Source organism: Microcoleus sp. OTE_8_concoct_300 (assembly GCF_031383065.1).
In the GTDB taxonomy this organism is placed as follows: Bacteria; Cyanobacteriota; Cyanobacteriia; order Cyanobacteriales; family Microcoleaceae; genus Microcoleus.
Map to the genome: position 1 here is coordinate 1 of NZ_JANMZH010000311.1, position 18342 is coordinate 18342.

17 protein-coding genes and 1 pseudogene are annotated in these 18342 nt (G+C 44.9%); 7 read left to right on the top strand and 11 right to left on the bottom strand.

Annotation, left to right across the window (positions count from 1 at the left end; translation table 11 throughout):
• The 4 genes from ACUVJL_RS14090 to ACUVJL_RS14105 all read right to left on the bottom strand — a co-directional run.
• The coding region (locus ACUVJL_RS14090) for a GAF domain-containing protein (RefSeq protein WP_445246416.1) at window positions 1–1325 on the bottom strand (1325 nt) is incomplete at its 3' end.
• Window positions 1326–1928: 603 nt separating this feature from the next.
• Window positions 1929–2096, bottom strand: coding sequence for a hypothetical protein (locus tag ACUVJL_RS14095; protein ID WP_445246417.1), 168 nt, complete (start codon window positions 2094–2096; stop codon window positions 1929–1931).
• A gap of 169 nt (window positions 2097–2265) precedes the next feature.
• Window positions 2266–3540, bottom strand: coding sequence for a DHH family phosphoesterase (locus ACUVJL_RS14100; RefSeq protein WP_445246418.1), 1275 nt, complete (start codon window positions 3538–3540; stop codon window positions 2266–2268).
• 240 nt (window positions 3541–3780) lie between these two features.
• Window positions 3781–4278 (bottom strand): HNH endonuclease, encoded by a 498-nt coding sequence (locus ACUVJL_RS14105; RefSeq protein WP_333132866.1) that lies wholly within the window; start codon window positions 4276–4278, stop codon window positions 3781–3783.
• A gap of 2 nt (window positions 4279–4280) precedes the next feature.
• On the opposite strand from ACUVJL_RS14105, the gene ACUVJL_RS14110 reads away from it, so the two are divergent.
• Both ACUVJL_RS14110 and ACUVJL_RS14115 read left to right on the top strand, forming a co-directional pair.
• Window positions 4281–4523, top strand: coding sequence for a hypothetical protein (locus tag ACUVJL_RS14110; protein WP_445246419.1), 243 nt, complete (start codon window positions 4281–4283; stop codon window positions 4521–4523).
• Window positions 4524–4621: 98 nt separating this feature from the next.
• On the top strand, window positions 4622–5086 hold the full coding sequence (locus tag ACUVJL_RS14115) for a COP23 domain-containing protein (protein ID WP_445246420.1): 465 nt from the start codon (window positions 4622–4624) through the stop codon (window positions 5084–5086).
• 282 nt (window positions 5087–5368) lie between these two features.
• On the opposite strand, the gene ACUVJL_RS14120 is transcribed toward ACUVJL_RS14115, so the two are convergent.
• Both ACUVJL_RS14120 and ACUVJL_RS14125 read right to left on the bottom strand, forming a co-directional pair.
• Window positions 5369–8140: an AAA-like domain-containing protein gene (locus ACUVJL_RS14120; RefSeq protein ID WP_445246421.1), complete on the bottom strand. Its 2772-nt coding sequence runs from the start codon at window positions 8138–8140 to the stop codon at window positions 5369–5371.
• Between the two features lie 166 nt (window positions 8141–8306).
• Window positions 8307–8471 carry a hypothetical protein gene (locus tag ACUVJL_RS14125; RefSeq protein WP_445246422.1) on the bottom strand — a complete coding sequence of 55 codons (165 nt, stop codon included), beginning with the start codon at window positions 8469–8471 and terminating at the stop codon, window positions 8307–8309.
• A gap of 65 nt (window positions 8472–8536) precedes the next feature.
• Between ACUVJL_RS14125 and ACUVJL_RS14130 the strand changes: the two genes are divergently transcribed.
• Window positions 8537–9295: a 5-formyltetrahydrofolate cyclo-ligase gene (locus ACUVJL_RS14130; RefSeq protein WP_445246423.1), complete on the top strand. Its 759-nt coding sequence runs from the start codon at window positions 8537–8539 to the stop codon at window positions 9293–9295.
• A gap of 13 nt (window positions 9296–9308) precedes the next feature.
• Here the strand turns inward: ACUVJL_RS14130 and ACUVJL_RS14135 are convergent, their stop codons facing one another.
• The 3 genes from ACUVJL_RS14135 to ACUVJL_RS14145 all read right to left on the bottom strand — a co-directional run bounded on the left by ACUVJL_RS14135 (window position 9309) and on the right by ACUVJL_RS14145 (window position 13236).
• Window positions 9309–9908 carry a Uma2 family endonuclease gene (locus ACUVJL_RS14135; protein WP_445246424.1) on the bottom strand — a complete coding sequence of 200 codons (600 nt, stop codon included), beginning with the start codon at window positions 9906–9908 and terminating at the stop codon, window positions 9309–9311.
• 391 nt (window positions 9909–10299) lie between these two features.
• The gene (locus ACUVJL_RS14140) at window positions 10300–11250 is read right to left on the bottom strand and encodes a phytanoyl-CoA dioxygenase family protein (RefSeq protein ID WP_445246425.1); all 951 of its coding nucleotides are present in this window, start codon (window positions 11248–11250) and stop codon (window positions 10300–10302) included.
• A 120-nt stretch (window positions 11251–11370) separates the two neighbouring features.
• Window positions 11371–13236: an AAA-like domain-containing protein gene (locus ACUVJL_RS14145; RefSeq protein WP_445246426.1), complete on the bottom strand. Its 1866-nt coding sequence runs from the start codon at window positions 13234–13236 to the stop codon at window positions 11371–11373.
• A gap of 276 nt (window positions 13237–13512) precedes the next feature.
• Between ACUVJL_RS14145 and ACUVJL_RS14150 the strand changes: the two genes are divergently transcribed.
• From ACUVJL_RS14150 to ACUVJL_RS14160, 3 genes are all read left to right on the top strand, one after another.
• The gene (locus ACUVJL_RS14150; RefSeq protein ID WP_445246427.1) at window positions 13513–13686 is read left to right on the top strand and encodes a hypothetical protein; all 174 of its coding nucleotides are present in this window, start codon (window positions 13513–13515) and stop codon (window positions 13684–13686) included.
• A gap of 31 nt (window positions 13687–13717) precedes the next feature.
• On the top strand, window positions 13718–14056 hold the full coding sequence (locus ACUVJL_RS14155) for a hypothetical protein (protein WP_445246428.1): 339 nt from the start codon (window positions 13718–13720) through the stop codon (window positions 14054–14056).
• A gap of 205 nt (window positions 14057–14261) precedes the next feature.
• On the top strand, window positions 14262–15665 hold the full coding sequence (locus ACUVJL_RS14160) for a serine hydrolase (protein WP_445246429.1): 1404 nt from the start codon (window positions 14262–14264) through the stop codon (window positions 15663–15665).
• 97 nt (window positions 15666–15762) lie between these two features.
• Here the strand turns inward: ACUVJL_RS14160 and ACUVJL_RS14165 are convergent, their stop codons facing one another.
• Both ACUVJL_RS14165 and ACUVJL_RS14170 read right to left on the bottom strand, forming a co-directional pair.
• Complete coding sequence (locus ACUVJL_RS14165) at window positions 15763–16236, bottom strand: SMI1/KNR4 family protein (RefSeq protein WP_445246430.1); 474 nt, start codon at window positions 16234–16236, stop codon at window positions 15763–15765.
• A 182-nt stretch (window positions 16237–16418) separates the two neighbouring features.
• The gene (locus ACUVJL_RS14170; protein WP_445246431.1) at window positions 16419–16934 is read right to left on the bottom strand and encodes a deaminase domain-containing protein; all 516 of its coding nucleotides are present in this window, start codon (window positions 16932–16934) and stop codon (window positions 16419–16421) included.
• On the opposite strand from ACUVJL_RS14170, the pseudogene ACUVJL_RS14175 reads away from it, so the two are divergent.
• Window positions 16933–18144, top strand: a pseudogene (locus ACUVJL_RS14175) (RNA-guided endonuclease InsQ/TnpB family protein). The gene ACUVJL_RS14170 and the pseudogene ACUVJL_RS14175 sit on opposite strands and share 2 nt — an antisense overlap.
• The last annotated feature ends 198 nt before the right edge of the window (window positions 18145–18342 follow it).

Genomic DNA, 18342 nt, shown 5'->3' on the forward strand with positions numbered 1-18342 from the left:
TTGGTACACCGCACGTCTATCCCGTGCCAGCGAATTCCCGCCAGAGTAATCACTTGAGCGTCCGTGCTAAAGACCTCACCGGACTTAAGAACTGCCATTGCTCGCTTTCCTACCTGAGAGTCAACAAAGCGGCTCACAAAAGCATTGTCTGTCGCAGAGTGAGGCGGCTGGATATCCCCATAACAGCGCAAGGCCGCCGGGTTTTGCAGCAGTGGCACACCTTCGAGGGTGTACAGCGAAACCATCAGTGTGGTGTGTCGGAGTGCTTCGATCGATCGCAGGGTTTCCGGTTCGATGCGATCGGCGGTTTCGACCGTACCCTCGACCAGCATTGCCAAACGCCCGCTGTCAATCCTGATGCCAGAGCACCGACAGCGGACAGAAACAGGCTCACCGCCCGGGTAAAACGTCCACTGCTCACAGAAGGTTTTGCCTTGCTCAAACTGCTGTAGATAGCTCTGCCAGAGAATCCGAGTAGACTCTGACATATCGCTAAAGTTGCGACTTATGAGCTGCTGCTGCGTCGAAGCATTCCACAGGTAAAAGGAGGCTTGGTTTGCCCACCACATTTGCCCATGCTCAATATCAAATATCCAGATCGGGTTTTGCAACAAGTCAAAGGCTTTGAGGTGGACAATACCCCCGCTCAGGGAACAGGCTAACTCTGGTTGCAGACAATTTTGATGATTGACTCTTGGCGCGCTTTCTTTCTTAATCGCAGTTTGATTCGGTTCTGTTTCGAGTTCCGGCGGTTGATTGAAAGGCAGCACCGGGCGGTGAGATTCCAAGTGGCGCATCCTCAACCCAAGCTGCACTGCAAGGTGTTGCAGGATCTGAACGTCGAGAGATTCCCACTGACGCGGACTTTGGCATTGATGAGCAATCAAAAGTCCCCAAAGCTTCGGAGATTGCTGCTGTTTGCCATCTAGCAAAATTGGCACAACTACATATGCCTGAACCTGGATGCGATCGAGCAATTCGACATCACAAGCTTGAAGATGACCGCTGTGAATATCAGAAATGCTGCTCGTTTGTCCCTGGCTGTAACGCTCTATCCAGGTGGCTTCAAAGCAAGGATCATAAATCTGTTTTCCTAGGATTTGCGGCCACTGGGCATCAACCGATTCAGCAAATACTACGCCATCTCTATGCGGTAGGAAGCGATAAATAATCACGCGATCGGCTTGCAGCAGCACCCTGGTTTCTTCTACCGCACATTGCAAAATTGTCTCCAGCTCCCCGAACTCGTTGAGTTGAAGTGCTATTTCTGAAACTTTTTCTATGATTTTCTCTAACGACCAAGAGAAAGTCTGTTTTGTAGACATCTCCATGTTCCTTTTTTTGTCAAGCAATTTTCTACTATTCTAGCCCGCGATAAATAAATATAATAATTTGTATTAATTCGTAGCAACTGGTTGTTGTGTTGAGAAACTAAACCCACACTTTATTTGGGATAAAGACTTTTTTAAACTGCTACATTTTTTTTATGTGACTCAGCCAAAAAATTATGTTTTTCCCACTATATTTTGCTGATTGTACGGCGTTTTTTTCTAATAATTTATTTAATTTCTCCAGTATAAACTAGAAAAATTGTGATTTATTTAACTAAATCCTAGGCAAAATAAAAAAAATCAGCCTCTATTTTTATTAAAGTTTAATAATTATGGTGTGGACTTTAGTAAACTAGATAAAACTAAGTTTCCCCCAAAACCTGGTCTTTTTACCAAAAGACGCGTTGCATTCCTTGACAAAAGTAAAAAAAAACGGTTTCTTGGATGTGTATTTTTGGGAAATAGGGATAAGAGTTATTATTGTTATATCGTTTACGGTTGTTTCGGAATGATTAAACCGCAGAGACCGCAGAGGGCGCTGAGGAAGAGAAGAGAGAGATGAATAATTCCGATACCAACGGATTTGTTATTATCTATTTACCGCCAAGTGGCTAAATCTGATATGTCAGTAAAATATAGCCAAGCATCTCCTAATTTTTCGTACACAATTAGTAGTAATATCGTTTCCGGTTGGATGGGAATGATAAAGTCAAAGTCAATAATTCGATATTCCCCACTCCCCACTCCCCACTCCCCATTCCCCACTCCCCATAATTCCGGTGTTACCGGAATTGATATTAGAGTGCGTCGATGACTGATTGTAAAGTTGAGATTTTGCCCGAAACGAGAAAAAAAACGCGGTTAAACCTCGTAGCAACCGGAGGCAGAACCCAGCCTCTTGCTGGAATAAAGACCGCATATACAAACTACACAGTTAATGATCGTAAACAGGATTGTCTTTAGGACTAATTAAATTCAGCAACTTTTGCTTGATCTGAGCATCGAATACTTCCCATTTCAGCCTTGCATAATCGCTGTTCTCATTCCCGGCGGAAAGAAATCCCACGGGAATTTCAAAACCTCCTGCTTGACTTCGGCCACCGCCAAAAAAGCGTCCTTGAGCATCTTGGCCGAAGGCTTCTTTAATAAATTCGTCGGGGTCGAGAGTAAGTTTATTAGTTCGCAGCGAGCCAATTACTACTTCAATCTCCTCATCTTTGTCGTGAACAATTGCGTAAACAACGGCTGTGTGTACGTTCTCCTCTGTTACTAAAAAGTCCGCCGCTTGGGGAATAGAATCCCGATCGTCATAGCGGAGGTAGCCGATGCCGGCAATCGAAAAATTGTTCTGGACGGTGCGGTGTTTGAGCGATCGCTCGATCGCGTCCATCACCCACTTAGAACGAGACGACTGTAACACTGCATTCAGCAACTGCGGATCGTAAAACCGACTCAAATAAGCCGCCGCTAAAAAGTCCTCCTCCTGAGCTTGTCTGAGGGCGATCGTATCCGATCGCAAACCGTGCATCAAAGCTGTAGCGCACTTGACGTGCAGGCTGACGCTGCTGTCGAGATCTAGCAGTCCAGCCTGTAAATACTCGGCAAAAATCGTGGCTGTAGCGCGGATTTGAGGGCGCAAATCGATAAATTCTGCGTTCATTTCCCCCTGCAAATTGTGATGATCGATGACGGAGGCGATCGGAACTCCCGCCGCTAAAATAAACTCGGTTAAGCTACAAGTCGTCCCTTGGTTGTCGATGAAAGCGCAGCCCTGAAACACCGACAAATCCTTAGTTTTTACTGTTTCCAGCGTCCATCGCTGCAACGGCAATCCTGTCAATTTAACTAAGGCAATATTTTCTTGGTGGCTGAGGGCGCCGGCGTAGATAATCTCGCATTGGATATCATACTGTTCGGCGATTAATTTGTAAGTCCAAGCGCTTGAAAGTGCGTCGGGGTCTGGAAAATCTTGCAGCAAGATTATCTGGCGAGTGCCTTTGTGCCGATCGAACATCTGGCGCAACTGCTCGACTTTGCGATCGTGCAATTCCTCGCGGAGACGGGCGCGATTGTCTTCGGAAGCAACTTCGGCTTTGCTGCGCCGTTTCCCAGGCGCACTCACTTCGGCTACAACCTCGCTGCTGGAATCAAACTCAACTTTGCGGTTGCCAGATACTCCATCGGAATTGGTAAGGGAATGGTCTTTCATCGTGGTTAAAAATTAACAATTTAACTCTTGAGGATTTGCGCGACATTCGCTCTTAAACCCCGATTCTTTGTAGAGGCCTCGTTGTCAAAGCCAATACTTCTTACGAGAAACCGGATTTAAGAGCGTAAATTCTATCTTTAACTTTTTAACTCGTGCCGAGAGTGTGCGTTGCCCGGAACGAAGCAATCTCAGAAATCACAACCTCCGCAAAAAACCCCCGCGCTTGCGCTGACAGGGGTTTTAGAGGCCAATTACATATTTTTGCCATTCTTTGTGCATACCGCTCTTAACGTGTTTAGTCACTTCAAAATAAAGACCGCTGTGAGGTTTCCTCGGGGGATAGCGCAGCGGCATTCCCGCTTCTTTTGGCGTGCGGCTGCCTTTATTGACATTGCAGCGCACGCAGGCGGTGACGAGGTTTTCCCAAGTGTCGCCTCCTCCGCGCGATCGGGGAATCACGTGATCCAGCGTCAAATCGTCCCCGGTATAACTGCAGTATTGACAAGAGTGCGCGTCCCGGTGCAAGATGTTCCGGCGCGTAAGCGGAATATCCTTATAGGGAACTCGGACGTAATGCCGTAGTCGGATCACAGTTGGTAGCGGGAAATTTGGCGCAATAAATTTCCCGTTGTGTTCTACCTGTTCTGCTTTTCCTTTCAGCAACAAAACTACCGCCCTTCGCCAATTGGTGATGTTAAGGGGTTCGTAGGAGGCGTTCAGCACCAGAACATTGCCCATCGTTGATTATTAAAGAGAATATTTTTCACGATGGTAACACAGGTTTCCCTTTAGGTGGGGCGGGATTGCCAAGAGCAAGGATCGCGCAAAAAACGCTGAAAAACCGCACCTTTACCCTCTACCTTCGCGCCGGAGCCCCCTGTGGCTGCACCTATTTTCTGCAGTCGGTGTTTGTCAGCGAGCATTTTTCCCTGAGTTTTGGCCTAGATGAGGCCAGTGTGCGATCGCAAAAATTTGCAGAATAAATTTTATTTTTTTCCCTAAATGCCTAATCTTCCCGGCAAAAAGCAGTCTAACTTTTTAGAGTATTAGTAACCTTAAATGAAAAAGCTTATTACTGCTCATGGAATTTCGGCTCTTAAAGTCAGCTTTTAGCGCGTCAATTATTGCCCTTGTTGCTCCGATTTTAGGAAACAGTCCCGCCTTTGCCCAAACGCCTTCATTCTTCTGCGGCGCTGCTGGCGGCTACCCAGCTACAATTGCTGTCCAACAAGGCAAAAATATTCCCGTTATTCTGTGGCTAGCTGATAACTATTTCAATGAATCCGGAGAAGACGCGATTACTCGGTGCACCCGAGTCTCGGGAATTCTCAACAACTCGCAACCGCAAGGCAACTGGGAGAATATTATCACATCAGGTGCATCTGGCAGCGGTCAACTAATTATTTGTGCAGCTAATTCTCAAGACGGTTCCTGTAGATTATTATATCAAGTACCCAAAGGGCAAAATCCCGAACAAGCCCGACAAGAACTCTTAAGAAAAGTCAAAAATCCTAATGTAAGTGTTTCGCCTGTTAAGGTAAATTGATAGTCATCAGTAGGGACAGGACTGAACCCATTAGTGTCAACTTAACGTTAAACGTACTACGGATCTGCTGTCTGACGATTAAGGCTCGATCCCCCCTAGCCCCCCTTAATAAGGGGGGAACAGGAATCTTCTCAAAGTCCCCCTTCTTAAGGGGGATTTAGGGGGATCTAGACTGGGTTAAAAGCAAGATTTCTCACGGGTTTCAGTCTTAAGTTGACACCAATGGACTGAGCCTAAGTCCTACTTGCAGATTATTGACAGCACACGACCCAGGCTAAGTCCCTATTTGCAGAGAGTTGAAACTCTTGTAAAATACTTCGGTTGACTGATGAAAAAATTGCAGCTTTGCTTGAGCAATTCTTCTAACCCTTCAACCTGCCTCAGCCAGACAGTGCCGTTGCTTCCAGCTACAGCAATTTGCTTTCCGTCTCGACTCCAACTGACACTAACAACATTCTCCTCAAACTCAAATTGAGCAACCTGCCGCCCCGCTAAATTCCACAGCCGCACAGTCTTGTCAATCCCCACTGTAGCAAGCCGTTCTCCGTCGGGACTAAAACTAATCGATTTCGCATCAAAATGCAAGGTTTGAAATTCCTTAACTAATGCTTTTTCTGACAGATTCCACAGCCCGACTTTGCCATTCAATGTTACTGTAGCAAAGCGATACTGGTATGGAGCCGGACTAAAACTGATCCCAATTGCCTGAAGGGGCAGTATTTTTTTCAGCTTTCCCGACAAATTCCAAATTCGCACTGTAGATTGCCCATCTAAAGTCGTTAAAAAATCTCCCTTTGGGCTAAAATTAACGCTTCTCACTAAGCCCTTGTGACCAGGTATTTGCACGCTAGACGATATTAATTTTGGCAGTTTTGACAAATTCCAAATTGCTGCATTGCTGTCTATTCCTGCCGCAGCTAACAGCTTTCCTTCGGGACTAAAACTGATGCTGGTAACAGAGCCTTGAATTCCTTTCAATTGAGAAAAATTTTTTCCTGATAAATTCCATAATTTAACTGTGCTGTCCCTTCCTGCGGTCGCTAAAAAATTACCGTTTGGGCTAAAGTTTACCATATTAACTGACTGCTGCAAAGCTTTCCATTCAGCAATTATTTGCCCTGAAAAGTTCCAAATCCGAACTTTATCATCTATTCCTGCGGTTGCTAAGATTTGCCTGTTTGGGCTAAAGCTGACGCTGGTAACTGCACCTTTATGAGCTTGCCAATTTATCGGGTTTGGCGGAATAGATGAGGTGTTTACCTGCTGTTTTTTGCTAATTTTATCAAGAATTATTTGTAAGGCTAACAGCGGTCTAGTTGCCGGATAGTCTTCTAGCTTATGCTTGTTCTCAACCAAGCTTTTTAATTTTTTTCCCGAGGCGATCGCCCTCAGTAAAGCTTCTGATAAAGCTTCGCGGTTTTCGGTCTTTTGAGATACCGCAAACAGTAAAGCATCGCTGCCATTTTGTTCGATTTCAATACTTGCTTGTGCTAGTCTAAACCGCTGGTAAGCGAGAGTTGAAAAGCCGATCGCCCCCACTAACGATGCTGCCAGTACCGCAGAACCGATGCCGATCCACTGTTTGGCTTTTTGTTTGGCAGAGTTAGCTTCCCTCAAAGCTTTTTCGGCATCAGACACAGCTTTTTGGGTTTCTAGTGTAGCTAAATGCAGCAGTTGATTTTGGTTGCTCAAAATAACTTTCTGGCTGGCAGTCAAAAACTGAAAATCTTCGTTTCTCAAACTTTTTCCTGCCGCCCACACTAATGCTGACTGCAAATCATCCCCTCGCAAAAGTTGGGAATTATCTTCACAGCTAGAATTTAGCCAGAGTTTGATAGCTTCCGAGTAAGGCGAGAGTTTTTCTAATTTTTCTTCAATTAACTCTTTGTTAAATACAGCTTCATAAATAGGATTAGAAATTGTTAATTTTTCCCCGTGCTTAACGATTAATCCGCTCAATCGCAGTTCCATTTGTTCGGCACTGCCATCGGGGACAATTTCAGCTTTCTCTAAAATTTGCTGATACAATCCGAGTCTCCTGACAATGCGCTGGTTTTCTTTGAAAAGCCGATCGCGAATTGTGGACAAATGTTCAGGCACATCTTGAGTTTCCCAATTCTCCACGATTTTCAAGCGCACTACCTTCTCAACCCACTCTTTAGAAGTGTTAATTTTATCTTTTTCCTCCCCTTGGCAAGGCGCCGCTGGATTTTCCCCCCCTTGGCAAGGGGGGGCTGGGGGGGGTAAATTCGGCATTAATTGTGGGTTTTCCAGCAGGAGTTTGCACAGCTTTTGAGTGAGGAAGGGTTGCCCGCCAGTCCAATACAATACTTCTCTCAAAACTTCCTGAGAGCTATCTGTCAGCTCTGCCAACCCCGCTGCTAGCGGTTGAGCTTCTGTTTCGTCAAAACCAGTTAATTCGATCGCCTTGCCAATATTAAAAGGGGTATTGCTGCTGGCATTTTGCTCGCGGCACAAATCCGTCGGCGATGCTACACCTAAGAGGGCCCAAGTTAGGCGATCGAACTCTGAATTGTTGGCGCGCTTGTTGTAGCACGATCTAATTAGCGCTAAAAAATCGTCCGCGGGAAAATCTAGGGCGAGAATGCTGTCGATTTCGTCAATAAAAATGACAATATTGCTGGAAATGTTGGGTAACAGTACGGTTTCGATGAATTCGCTCAATCTTTGAACCGGGGTTAAAAAATTGCGATCGCGCCACCAAGTCCGCACGTTGACAATATCCGACAGGTTAAAGTTATTTTCGAGAATGCGTAGCAAACCAGCATACCACTGTTCAGGAGTGACGCCGCGGTGGCCAATTTCCGAAATGTCGATCGCAGCACAAGCAATTCCTTCATTTGTCAGCCGCTGAATTGTCCGCACCTGCAAGCTAGATTTGCCCATTTGCCGGGAATTCAAAACATAGCAAAATTCCCCCGCCTTTAATCTGTTATATAAATCGTCGTCTGCTTGCCGCTTCACATAATTCGGAGCGTTATTGGTGAGACTGCCGCCGACTTGATAGTAACTGGGCTTTGTGGTAAAATTCATAAAATCAAAAAGAACCTTCGGCGGTTTAAACCGCTCAAGAGTCAAACGAAGTCTCTCTCTAAGAGACTCAATAATTGATGGGTTATTATAATTTTGTATGATTAATTGTACCACAATAAATGAATATACTTAATTAAATCTCAGATACAAATGGCTAAAAAAGTTGCTAGATGAGCATTTTCCCTTCTTCCTTCTCCCTGACATCCGTTACATCCGTTATATCCGTTACATCCGTTACATAATCCGTTGCCGAACTTCCTTCTTCCTGACATCCGTTATATCCGTTACATCCGTTACATAATCCGTTGCCGAACTTCCTTATTCCTGACATCCGTTACATCCGTTACATCCGTTACATCCGTTACATCCGTTGCCGAACTTCCTTCTACTTACAGCATGAAAACTGATTGGACTGGATATCACCACGACAAAGACCAGTTAAGAGATGAAATTTGGTCTTTGCTGAAGCAGCAAGCCACATCTATTGGCGATCCGTTGGGTCATATTCCCAACTTTGTCGGTGCACAGGTGGCGGCCGAAAGATTGGCAAATTTACCAATTTGGCAACAAGCAAAAACGATTAAGTGCAATCCAGATTCGCCACAAATTCCGGTGCGATGGCGTGCTTTGCAAGAGGGAAAACGCCTGTATATGGCAGTACCGCGCTTGACAGACTATCGCTGTTTTGTTGAGTTAACTGCTGAGGATTTGCAGAGGCAAAATATATCAATTGCCGAAAGTGCGATCGCCCGCCAAGCAATCGCTTGCGGAAAATTGGTAAGTTTTGCAGAAATGCAGCCAATTGATTTAGTAATAGTCGGCTGCGTAGCGGCAGGGCGCCACGGTGGAAGAACCGGGAAAGGTGCAGGATTTGCGGATTTGGAATTAGCGATGTTGCAGGAATTTGGGTTAGTACAAATCGATACGCCAATTGTCACAACAGTGCATCCTTTGCAAATAGTCGAAGATTTGCGTTTACCAATGCAAGCTCACGATTGGGCGCTGAATTGGATTGTTACTGCTGAGGAGGTAATTGAGACTAATACAAGTTATCCGCGTCCAATTGGGTTAAACTGGGATAGTATACGACCGGAACAGTTGGAACAAATTCCAATTTTGCGAAAGTTGAGAGAGCAATTAACCCATAACCAATAGCTTTAAATCAAAATCAAGGCAAAAGAGCATCTACAGCGATCGCCCCAATTTCTATTCCTTCAATAATAATCGGTATAACAGCCGATCGCCCGAAATCCAACCTTTGACTGTAATCTGGCTGCTCAACTTCCACAAGAGGTTGAGAGTACACCTCAACCTGTTCTTCCACAAGATTCACAATCCAATAAATGGAAATTCCAGCGCCGGCATAAATCCGTTTTTTTACAGTTCGATCGCGCTGAAGCGTCGTATCTGATACTTCAATAATAAGGGCAATATCTCCAGCACCCGGATGGCGATCGAGATACTGTCGCGTATCCCCTCGTACAACCACTATATCAGGTTCGGGTTCGCTGTTAGATAGCGTTATCGGTTCTTGGGAATCAACATACCACCCCGCAGGTAAAATGTTCTCTAAAGCTGTTCTGACAAGACGAGTTGTTGCTCGATGCGGTGGATTTTTGGGCATTTTGAAAACCAGCCAACCTTCCAGCAATTCTACAGAGTCATCATCGGTGAGAATGCCAGCTTGAATTATCGCATGATACTGCTCGATGCTCAAGCGCCAAATCAGATCGTTCGGAATTGCTGCGACACTTTCGACGGGCGACATAACTGTATGGGCTAGTTGATTATTGTCTTATTTTACTGTTTATTTAACGAACCGCGAAGGCGCGAAGGACGCGAAGTAAGAAAGAAGAAGAAGAGAAAGAAGGTTATTTCATAATCTATCTACTTTGCGGTAAACACGCGCCATGCAATGAAAGCAGTAAAACCTAGATAACCAAACACGGTTATCCAGTCTAGCCAATTATCGGAAGTTATCAAAAAAATATCGTTCATGGGTATCATTCACCTGATTATTAATTACAGAAATTATACCAAATCCTCGTTAGTTATCCCCATCTCTCTCTTCTGGAGACTCTGCGTACTCTGCGTACTCTGCGGTTAAATCATTCCAATGCAACCGGAATTGAGATGACTAGCTTTTTGGGATAATTATATTAAGTTTGTTTAAGATGTGCCGTATGCTTCCTCAAGAAATCTAACAGTGCTTCCGCCTGTGGGGATGGCTGTAAACTTGCGTAAGAATAGCGATACAAACCTCTGCAAATCAGAGATAACCGCGTTGGGAAATCAAGGACTGATGGGATATCGACAATCACATCATCAACTGGTGGAATATCCCCTCGCTGACAATATACGGCATAGCTAATTCGAGGCGATTTAGCCCGACTGCTGCTGCGGCTTCCCCAGTGAAAAACGTATTGATCCCAGCACGATAGAGTACCAGCTTGTGTCGGTAAAGCCCGGATATCTTCCAAGGCAAATTTAGTAGCTTTTGTCTTGAGATTTTTGATAGCTTCCGCATACTCTGGATCGCGGTTTGCCGGAATCATGTACATACATGAATTGAGGGGATTAGCCTCAGTAATTGTCACCCAGATAGTAAGCACTGTCGGCATACCGTTGGAGTCTATAGTATTTTCGTACTCGGCGTCGCGGTGAGGCTCAAATCCTTTGCCGCTGTCAGAAGTTTCTATGTAATAAACCCAAAAATTTGGAACTAGCTTGTAGCCGTTTCCCAAAATTCCTGTCAAGGTAGAGTTAAAGTAACCAAATGCTTGATAGAAGACATCGTAGACGAGGGCAAACATTGTCGGAAACCCTGCTTTTCGGACATTTTCTATACAGTCGCGCATCTCCTGAATAGTCGCAGCAGGTATTACGCTAGGTGTTTGGAAATAGCCGTCTTCTCGCAGTTGCAGCCTGTACTCGTCAATTTCTGCTTTTTGGATTCCCGACACTTGTGAAAAGCCTTCAAATGGTCGAGCGGAAATAGTAGAATTGGGGTTGAGCCCGCGCCAGTAGTTAATATCTTCTGCTTGTGGCAGAAGTGGAATTAATTTATCTAAGTCAAGAGACTTTCTCAGAGTGACGTTTTCTTCAGTCATAGATCCTATTTTACGTTGATACTGCACAGGGGAAAGCCGGAGGATCGCTCTTTTGCGATATTTGTGCTGTTCTTTCCCCCTACTGCTGATTCTACGTCATTAACGAGCTAAAATCTACAATTAATTAACTCCCCAATTAGTTTTAAAATATTGCCGGTACAGTTCGCACCTCGGAACGCACTCGTTCCCCTGCAACTTCACCAACCCCAAACTGTCTAATTTAAACGCCTGCATTGCCTTTAATGGCACCGGAGAGTCCGCCGCCACAATCTCTCTCATCCCCTGCGCCAACTCTGGATATTCTTCTAAATTCCACAATTGCCGGCGCAAATGGTCGCTGTAAATTCCCGCATCTGCGATCGCAGTTTCTTTTAATTCATCGAGTGTCAAATCCGATCGCGAAATGTGATATAATGCAACTCGCACTAAATACGGATGTCCGCCGACAATTGCCATCAATTTTTCAACTTCTGCCTCCGACCAATTCAAATTATGCCGCGCTGCTAAATCTTGTATTTGCTGATAGTTTAATTCTGGCAAATCTACGGGCAGTCCGACGTTGAAAGGCGATTGATTGATGTTCATTGGGATGTAAACTTCGGTGGAGTGAACTACAATTAATCGCAGTTTTTTCCAGATGTCGCGCCGCTTCGATTCTTCGTGCCACGCCCGCAGCAGTCCTAAAAAGTCTTCGGCAATGTCGGGATATTGGAAAACGCGATCGATCTCGTCTAATCCTAAAATTAAAGGACTGTCGATTTGCGGCAAAATGTATTTTTCAAAGTAATCTTTGCAGTTGACTTTGCTGCCAAAAATCTCGTCCCAATAATCGTCTAATTGATTGGGTAAGTGCAACTCGCGGCCGACGTAAGCGCAAAACCACTTTAAAAATTTATCTAAGTCCGCGAATACGGCTTTATCTACTAACTGAAAAGTTAGCGGCACTGTGCAATAGCCTTGACGGGCTCCGTGATGCAAAATTCTTGCCATCAAGGAAGTTTTGCCCATTTGTCTCGGTGCTTTGATTCTAATTAATGCGCTGGGCTGCACAATAGTTTGATAGCAGCGTTCTTCGATGGGCGGGCGTTCTACATAAAATTGAGAAGCGACATCGACTTGTCCTCCCGGTAATTCCGGTTCGGCGGCGGGTAGAGGTATTTCGTCGCTGCTAATTTCTAATAGCTGTTTTTGTGTTGAATCTTCCGTTTGTTCTGGGAATAATGCGGGTTTTTCTGCTAGCAAATTCAGAACTTCTTCGATAATAATTGGAGTGTCGGCGGTGGTTTTCCATTCCCTCTGTTTGATGCGGTACAGATAGCCCCGCAAGTCGTGATTTAGAGGCGCGTTCAGGGGAAAGCCGACGCGGATGGGGAGAATTATTGGTTTTCTGTCAGGGCGGGAGTCTTGTAGTTCTTTTGCTTGCTGAACTTGATATGTTAGTAGTTCGCTTTGGTTTCCAGTTGGCGGCAACAGTAGCAGCAAATAATCGCATTCTTGGAGGAAGAAATTAATTCGATCGAACCAATTATCTCCCAATCTAATATTATTTTCGGCTGTGAAAACTGTATGACCGATCGCGCTTAAGGCAGTTTCTAACTGTTTTCCCAACTCGCGATCGGGTTCTGCGCTGCGATAACTGACAAATATTTTAACAATTCTGCTGCTGCTGGCTGTTTCCCCCGCAGCCGACAAATTTTCGGGCTCGTCAAAATTTTCCGATTCCTCAAGTTTAGCCGATCGGTGGTCGCCATTCGCCAGAGTCATCTCAAAAGCCGCGAACAACTGGCGAATTTTACTCAAATCCGCACCTTCTCTACCCTGCTTAATTTTGCTGACTGTATCGGCACCGACGCCAGACTCAGCCTCGATTTCAGTCAGAGTACCTCTAATGTTATGTCGGTCAGACCATTCTTGGAGCGCCTCGTTAAGTTTCTTTAAGCCAGAGGCAGTGAGAATGCGACCGCGATCGCGTTTTGACTTAAGCACTTCGCTTGCACTGAAAGGGAAAGGAATCTAGGAACTTTAACGCCTTAAGTTCCTATTTTAGGCGATTTTAAGGGAGATAGTCAGCCAGCCGGAATTTAAGAAATTTTACGGTCAGAGGTTTTTTGGGCGATCGACTCCTGAAACTCTTTCCGGATAACGGCTTCAACTGTTGAAGATATATTAGGATCACAAATTTTTCTTAACTCCCCAATCTCCCCCGCTAATGACCGCTTAACTTTTTAGAGTAGATACACCAAGCAAAAAAGGAGCAGCAAAATGAGCAAAATCTTACACAGACTGGCAATGGCAGCTTTAGGAACCGCCGCCATTTCCACAATTAATACACTTAATAATTTAACAGAAGCATCAGCTACTGCAAAATTTGATGGCGCAGAAATTAATCAAGAGGGAGTTGGGTCAGTAGGATTACCTAGCCCGTTCCATAAATAGTCAAATTCATTCATTTAATTAGGAAGAACTTATGAAATCTACACTTTCCTCACCTACAGCTACCGCGACCAAATCTGACTTGGTTGATGTTGAGGCGATCGATGCTTGTACTGCACTTGCGTGGGTTGAATTGGTAGCATTAGATGCCAGCGAGCTCACGGGGGATGATTGGCTCGCTTTGTGCGATGATATAGATAGCGGGGAAATCTACCGCTGCTGGTTTTTGTGGCGCGATCGCGAAGTAAGCGGTAATTGGGAAGCTTACGATCCTTTGAGCGATCGCCGATTGGTTGCTAAAGGAAAAGTGTTTCTCAAAGCCGCGATCGACTCGCTCGAAGATGCTAGAAATCGGGATCTCGCACAACTTTAATTCATCTAAGGCGAATATAATTAGCGCAGATCCAACAAGAATTCGGCGCAGAGAATTCACGGCTACACACACTTTCGTCCGCCTGCGCGAGACTGGAAGAAAAAGGGGTAATAGCACCGGATTTGATAGAAGCCCCGAAAACCAAATATTCTCAAAAAAAATAATAAAAATTACGGCTGCGAGCCAAAGTTGACTGTATGATGCTATGTGGTTCGCCTCGAAAGCGGTTGAGAACACTGTTCCCGCCGCTTTCTCGTTGCCGCCGTTAAACTCTTTCTCTTCAAACATGACTCCAAAACTGCGATGGCTGTTGCCTGCTTTAATTAGTGTTTTGTCGATCGCCCTGCCTGCAAAAGCTGATACACTAACATCTTGGCACTTCGATGCCAGCGAAAACCAACTCAATTTAACAACAGATTCAGGAGTTCAGCCCTCCGTCAAACTAATCGCCAATCCCACCCGCTTAGTAATTGATTTACCGGGCATAGTCTTGGAATATGCCGAAACTCCTCAAAGTTACAACTCAGCTATTCAACAAATTAGAGTCGGACAGTTTGACACCGAAACTACCAGGTTAGTGATACAATTAACTCCCGGTTATAAGTTAGACCCGCAAAAAGTCCGAGTCATTAGAGAATCTTCCACTCGCTGGTCGTTTCAGTTGCCGAATCCCGAGCCAATAGCGGGCAACGAGTTTTTTCAACCAACAGCTATTACCCGGATAGAAGAAAAACCAGGTCAAGTTACGCCAACTGTTTCTTCAGCAACTCCGAGAAATTATGCCGCTGATTTGGAGATGCGAACAGGTTACGAAATGAGCGCAATTAAGCCTCAAATCGAAAGTGCGATCGAACAGTATAGATCCCTCAGCGCCGGAATGTTTTTTCTGGATTTAGATACAGGAAACTATTTGGATATCAAGGGCGATCGAGTATTTCCGGCTGCGAGTACCATCAAATTACCGATTCTGATTGCTTTTTATCAAGATGTAGACGCAGGCAAAGTTAGCCTAGACGAAACATTAGTTATGAAGTCCGACTTAGTAGCCAGCGGTTCTGGAACTATGCAAGACGAACCAGATGGCACTCGGTTTAGCATCAGAGAAACCGTAGATAAAATGATTACCATCAGCGACAATACAGCCACCAACATGATTATTGAACGTTTGGGGGGAATTGCTAAACTCAACGAGCGTTTTCGCACTTGGGGATTAACTGATACGAGAATTCGCAATTGGCTAGGCGATTTTCAAGGAACAAATACAACAAGTTCTGTGGATATGGTAAAGTTGCTGGCGATGCTGTCTCGCGATAAATTAGTTTCTGAATCGAGTCGGGAACAAGCATTAGAATTACTGCGGCGTACAACAACTAGAACGCTGCTTCCTTCGGGTTTAGGGGCGGGAGCTGTGATTGCTGACAAAACCGGAGATATCGGCTTTGTAGTTGGCGATGCTGGAATTATTGATATGCCCAACGGTAAGCGTTATTTAGCAGCAATTTTTGTAAAACGTCCTTACAATGACCCGATTGTGAGAGATTTTGTGCGCCGAATTTCGCGGATTGTTTACAATTATTTAGACCAACCTGCGGCGAAAGCATCGAATTAAATCATTTCCTCTTCCTCTCATTCGCAGGCAGAGCCTGGGAATGAATGCCAGGAGGCTCTGTCTCCGGTAAAGTGAGCTTCTTTTGTATGAGATGTCATTACTTGCTAGCAACAGCCATCAAATACTTCGCGTGAATTTCGACCTCTGTCACCAAAAATTCACTAAAGCTTTCATGGCTTTTAATGAAAGAAATTTGGTTAGTCCCTTCGCAGTATGAGTAAGTCGGGGGATCTGCGCCTTCGGATACTCTAAAAAAGCTAAATTGATAGCCCTGGTGCATCAAGAAAATAAAGGCATCCTCTGGTAGGGATTCAGGAAAATTATTTTCCTGTAATAACTCGACAGCCCACTCCTGAAGTTGAGGTATATGATTCAAAAAACAGTCCGACCCCCGCAAGAATTGACCAGCACTACGCCCCATAGATAACAGAAATTCTTGATAGGCGCGGGGCAGAGAAATCCCCAACTGTTGCTCGATAGCCATTACCTCATCGCGGGTACAGCCTACAAGTTCATCTTGCCTTATGAGTTTTAGTTCTATCAGTTGGTTTTTGACTCGATCTAAGTACATAGCTACTCCATCCTTTAAGTAATGCCTCCGGGGTGATCGTGGGGGGATTGCCCCGGAGTGTGTCGGCGGTGGAAGCAATTCTTGGGAGGATTGCCCTTACAGATTTCCGAACCCAATTCAGCAACGCCACCCTTGAGATATCCCCACTTTAAAAATCTGGCTGTGCGTAGGTTTTGCTGAGTTTAAATTGTATGGTTTACCGTCAGTCTGATGTTGGGAAACCGCCTGCGAAATTGCTCGATCGCGTAACAACAGGAATCGCAGGGTTCTCTTTCCGTCCATAGATTTATGTTACCTTGAACCTCTGGTGTTTGAAAATATCTCAATGCCACTTCCTCAAGAATTTTGTATTCGCTGTCATAGGCCCGTGAATGTCCGGGTGGGACTTCAAAAGTCTTAAATAATAGCTTGTCTGGTAAACCAACAGTGCCGGGACGAGTCGAGCGACCGCTGACGGCTATCAATTCGCCACTATCATTCCCAATCTGAAAGTCTGCAACAGCAATGTTTTTGTAGGCTGACACTCCTCGCTCTTCCCGAATTATCACAAAACTGGGTTTAAAACCCCGTCCTTTTAGGACGGCTTTCTCTGAATTTAGGGATACGCCCGTACTTGTGTTTGTATATTTTTGTGAATAATTCGGCAATATTAAGCCAGCCCCGCTAGCATAAAGATATCGTGATGAGGTCGAAGTCATGCTAGTTTTTGAGTTCAAAGCATTCGGTAAAAAACAGCAATTTGACGCTGTAGACGAAGCAATTAGAACGGTGCAGTTCATCCGCAACAAAGCATTGCGCTTTTGGATGGAAAACACAAAAGTCGATAAATACGGCTTAAACAAGTACAGCGCTGTTCTAGCTAAAGAATTCCCGTTTTGCGATGACTTAAACAGCATGGCTCGCCAATCTAGCTCAGAAAGAGCGTGGTCGGCGATCTCCCGATTCTATGACAACTGTAAAAAGAAAGTCCCAGGAAAAAAAGGATTTCCGCAATTCCAGAAAGACAACCGCTCGGTCGAATACAAGACTACTGGCTGGCGTTTGGCAGATGACCGGAAATCTATTACTTTTACCGATAAGAAAGGAATCGGGAAACTCAAATTAAAAGGAACGCGCGACTTGCATTTCTACCAACGCAGTCAAATCAAGCGAGTGCGCTCGGGTTAGCGAGCAGACGGATATTACGTCCAGTTCTGCATTCAAGTTGACCGCTCTGAGAAGATTGAAATTACTGGCAACGCCATTGGATTAGACGTGGGACTAAAAGAGTTCTACACAGATTCCAATGGTGTTGCAGTCGAAAATCCGCGATTTCTCCGCAAGTCCGAGCGCAGGTTAAAAAAAGCCCAAAGACGAGTTGCCAAACGAGTCAAGGGTTCGCAAAATAGAAAAAAGGCTAGAGTGATTTTAGGAAAGCGCCACCTCAAAATAAGTAGGCAACGTAAAGATTTTGCCGTGAAATTGGCAAGATGCGTGATCCAGTCTAGCGACTGTGTAGCCTACGAAGATTTGAGGATTAAAAATATGGTGAAGAATCACTGTCTAGCGAAATCGATTAACGACGCATCTTGGTATATGTTCCGAGTGTGGTTGGAATATTTCGGCAAAGTATTCGGAAGAATTACGATTGCCGTGCCAGCCAATGGAACCAGTCAAGAATGCTCTAACTGCGGAACAATTGTTAAGAAAACTCTATCAACGCGAACCCATGCTTGTCGGTGTGGATGCGTATTAGATCGTGATTGGAATGCCGCTAAAAATATTCTAAGTCGGGGATTGAGTACGGTGGGGCACACCGGAACTTGGATTTTAGATCCGAACGCTTGTGGAGAATTGACCGCTACCGATGTTGAAGTAATTCTGCATCGGCAAGTCGATTCTGCGAATCAAGAATCCCCTCGCCTTTAGGCAGGGGAGTGTCAAATCGATACGAGTTATCCCTTCTTGCATATTTTTTTAAAATAAATAGGGCTTGCTGAATAAGCCTAAAACCCTTACCTCAAAAGACTTTGACTCGCGTTCGGCGTTGACAATGTGTAAGACTATGAGCTAAAATTAGTCAAAAGCCATGCACAGCAGCACTTTCGTTCATGTACCGAAAAGTTG

Bases quoted from the DNA above. Each gene is read 5' to 3' on its own strand.
- ACUVJL_RS14100 (WP_445246418.1), bottom strand. From the start codon at position 3,540: ATGAAAGACCATTCCCTTACCAATTCCGATGGAGTATCTGGCAACCGC.
- ACUVJL_RS14105 (WP_333132866.1), bottom strand. From the start codon at position 4,278: ATGGGCAATGTTCTGGTGCTGAACGCCTCCTACGAACCCCTTAACATC.
- ACUVJL_RS14115 (WP_445246420.1), top strand. From the start codon at position 4,622: ATGGAATTTCGGCTCTTAAAGTCAGCTTTTAGCGCGTCAATTATTGCC.
- ACUVJL_RS14120 (WP_445246421.1), bottom strand. From the start codon at position 8,140: ATGAATTTTACCACAAAGCCCAGTTACTATCAAGTCGGCGGCAGTCTC.
- ACUVJL_RS14125 (WP_445246422.1), bottom strand. From the start codon at position 8,471: ATGTCAGGAATAAGGAAGTTCGGCAACGGATTATGTAACGGATGTAAC.
- ACUVJL_RS14130 (WP_445246423.1), top strand. From the start codon at position 8,537: ATGAAAACTGATTGGACTGGATATCACCACGACAAAGACCAGTTAAGA.
- ACUVJL_RS14135 (WP_445246424.1), bottom strand. From the start codon at position 9,908: ATGTCGCCCGTCGAAAGTGTCGCAGCAATTCCGAACGATCTGATTTGG.
- ACUVJL_RS14140 (WP_445246425.1), bottom strand. From the start codon at position 11,250: ATGACTGAAGAAAACGTCACTCTGAGAAAGTCTCTTGACTTAGATAAA.
- ACUVJL_RS14150 (WP_445246427.1), top strand. From the start codon at position 13,513: ATGAGCAAAATCTTACACAGACTGGCAATGGCAGCTTTAGGAACCGCC.
- ACUVJL_RS14155 (WP_445246428.1), top strand. From the start codon at position 13,718: ATGAAATCTACACTTTCCTCACCTACAGCTACCGCGACCAAATCTGAC.
- ACUVJL_RS14160 (WP_445246429.1), top strand. From the start codon at position 14,262: ATGTGGTTCGCCTCGAAAGCGGTTGAGAACACTGTTCCCGCCGCTTTC.
- ACUVJL_RS14165 (WP_445246430.1), bottom strand. From the start codon at position 16,236: ATGTACTTAGATCGAGTCAAAAACCAACTGATAGAACTAAAACTCATA.
- ACUVJL_RS14170 (WP_445246431.1), bottom strand. From the start codon at position 16,934: ATGACTTCGACCTCATCACGATATCTTTATGCTAGCGGGGCTGGCTTA.